The following is a 3,160-nucleotide window of genomic DNA, read 5'->3' on the forward strand; positions in this document are numbered from 1 at the left end:
CTTGAACTTGTAGTATAAAATACAATTCTGTTAGGAACATATGCATTTTATTGGTTTTCATTTTATCTTTGCACCAGAACCCTCCGGATAGTACTAGGTTAGATTTTTGGAAAGGATTTTTCTTTATTCAAATAATACCGCTCTTTTTACTGATTTTTTTATTACTTTTAACTGTGGTGTTGTGGTTTATTCGTAAGAACAAGAAAAAAGTCCACATGTAGAATTTTTTAAAATGTTCTTTAAAGGTGAATTATGTAAGAAAAGCTGTCCATATAGACAGCTTTTCTAGAATGGTAGACTCTATTAGAAACATTTTTATTCTAAATCTAATTCTACGAAGCGTTTTAGACTATGATGATATTTTAAATCTAACGGATCATGTAGATTCTTAGTCGCATATTTAATCACTTTTCCTAAATTATCTCCACCCAAAAGACTTACAGCATCAAATATAATTTGATGATTCAGCAGAAGGTCATCATATTTATAATCGTGTTCATTTTGAAGCTTTTTGGACATTTTGGCACCAAAAACTTTATCAAATACATCGAGAAAACCAACACCTGGTGCATTAAATGTCACTGCGGATGATTCAATCCAAGGTAAATTCCCATCAATTATTTCACTTTGTACATATTGTGTTAAGTACCCACCAAGTGAATGACCTGTAATGTACAAATGACTAATCTTGTTACGATCAGTCTCTATTAATTCTTTAACAAACTTAGCAGCGTCATCAGCTTGCAAACCTCCAACGTTTCCTACTACTTGTACCACATCTACTACCCAGTCCATCGGCTCCTGTGAGCCTCTAAATGCAACTGTATAATCATATTTATCTGTGTAAATTTCTTTTCTATACACTTGTACATCAAAATCACTTTTTGGATATCTATATTGTTGATATAATACCCAATTTCCTGGACTCGTAAATTTGCCAACTTCTAATATTTCATACGAATTTGCCGCCATTTCAAGAAGTTGAAGTGTAAGGGATAACTTTTCCTTATCGATTTTAGTAACACCATTATCTCGACCTGATTTAATATCTTTATCAATTGCGATAGAACCATTTCCGCTTCCAATTTTGTATTCTTTAATTTGATCAAATGCCCAATTTGTTGGTAATGGGAATCCTAGGTTTCCACTAAAACCAGTAGACATACCAGAGACGAAGCTGTATGTTGCGTATTTTTTGTCTGATACTTGGATACATACGTTTCTTGAACCGTATACTCCAATATCGTAATAACCATTTCTTAATTTTTTCATTTGTTCGTTGATTGCTTGGAAATGTGGTAAAATTTTGTCTTTAATATCGTCACCTGTTGCATCAAAATCTACCGAGAAGTAGATAGTTGTACCTTTTGGGAATCCATGATATAAAGCGGCTTTATAAGCTGCAATTGCATCTTTTTCACCTTGGGAAGCATTAAAATAGTCTTTGTCTCCACCATTTGTTTGGTAGATAGGAAAAATACTAAGGCCAGCTGCTAAAATGTTATTGATTTCTCCGTTTTGAATTTTTTTATTTAAAGGGTTTTTTACGTCAGCGTTTGTTAGATAACGTCCTACTGTTTCATAACCAGCTGCGACTAATGTTTTTGCTCGTTCAGGAGTAACTTCTGTAATACAATCACAAGCTTTACCTTGACGCTCTGGATCTCCTGTACTTACTAATAGAGAAGCCCATGTTTGATAATCCGAAACCCCAGTTGCTTTCAATAATGAAAAGTTTTGGAATTGTTTTAATTGTGTAGTTACAGCTGCTGAAAAATTACCATCAAAGGGTACATCGTAACTATTGAAAATAAGAGACGCTTGGAATAGGTACACAAAAGCACCTGTTGAACCTTCTTTTAATACGACTGATTTAATTTTATCTTGTGTTGTTGGACCAAAGTTTCCGTTAGCTGTACCATCTTGTAATCCTTCTTCATATTGAATCGCAAACATTAAAGCTTTTTGTACATCACGTGAATAATGGCCATCGCAAGGCATATAGAAAAAGTCAGCGCGATTAATATATTTGCTGTTTAACCATTGTTGGATACTTCGAATTTTTGCACTTCCGTTATTAACTAATACATAAGCATCCATTGTTAATAGTGCTTTGAATAATTTAGGAGTTACTGCGCCATTATTTGGTGTAGTGCCTAAATCTTTTTGCATAGAAGCAATAGCAGACTGTGTACCAGGTCCATATGTTCCTGTAATGCCACCAGGTCCATAACCCTTGCAATATAAAGCGGCTTGAATAATTTTTACAATATTTGTGTTTGTATTAGATGTTGTACTAATTGGACATTTTTTTGCAATTTCTGCTAATGTACCAGGGCCAAATGTTGTAGATGTTGCTGTAATTCCAAGTTCTAATTGTAATGCTTGTGTTAAGGCACCCATTGTAGACCAACCTGTTTTTCCGGTTACTTCAATTTCTTTATAACCAGCTCTACCTTTATAGGTACTGTTTACCCATTCTTGTGCTTGTTTTACCATTTGATCCATTTTGATTACCTCTTTTTCAATTATTTTTTAAAAGTGTAATTTAATAATGGGGTTAAAAATAAATATCCATATTTCAAATGGAATTTAATTAAATTAGCCTCTTACTCTATTAAGTGAAAGAAAAGTAGAATAAATAAAAAAAACAAAAAAATATTTTTAAAGTAGAGGTTAGTTTGTCGTGTGGGGATGGAATTCCATGTATAACGTATTCTATTAATTTGATAAGTGAAATTATTAGGCGAGAGCACTAGTGGTTTGGCTCGTATACTAGCAAATGCAAGCCAATCAATCTAAATAGTTGCTTTTGGATGTATCGGCTTGGTGATATCCAAAAGCGAGCCGAAAAAAGTTCCGCAAGGATGTAGCTAATCTCCAACTTTTTCTCGTTTTTTTGTCGATATGTCACAAATGAATATGGAAGTGTTATTTATTTTAGTGTTTAGATATTGAGTTTTTGATTGATGTATTTTTTATGGGGAATTGTATTGTTTAAAAGAGAGAACTAATTATATTAAATAAAAAAGGACCCTTAACTAATCTGTACCCTTTGTAAAGGACATTTTGAAAAAAGTTAGGCAACATCAAGAAGATGATTTCTGTATCCTGGTCTTACCCCAGTCAAGTAGACAGTAATAGATTAGGTGTCTTTTCA

The 3,160-nt window shown here is 33.1% G+C and carries 1 protein-coding gene; it reads right to left on the reverse strand.

The features are described 5' to 3' along the window. Positions 1 to 315 precede the first annotated feature (315 nt). Positions 316 to 2,508, reverse strand: coding sequence for a glycoside hydrolase domain-containing protein (locus FT637_RS29425; RefSeq protein WP_193649240.1), 2,193 nt, complete (start codon positions 2,506 to 2,508; stop codon positions 316 to 318). Between the last annotated feature and the right edge of the window lie 652 nt (positions 2,509 to 3,160).

The sequence above is a fragment of the Bacillus cereus genome (assembly GCF_015071065.1).
GTDB classification, from domain to species: domain Bacteria; phylum Bacillota; class Bacilli; order Bacillales; family Bacillaceae_G; genus Bacillus_A; species Bacillus_A cereus_BA.

Coding starts and splice junctions, on each gene's coding strand:
- FT637_RS29425 (WP_193649240.1), bottom strand. CDS start 2,508: ATGGATCAAATGGTAAAACAAGCACAAGAATGGGTAAACAGTACCTAT.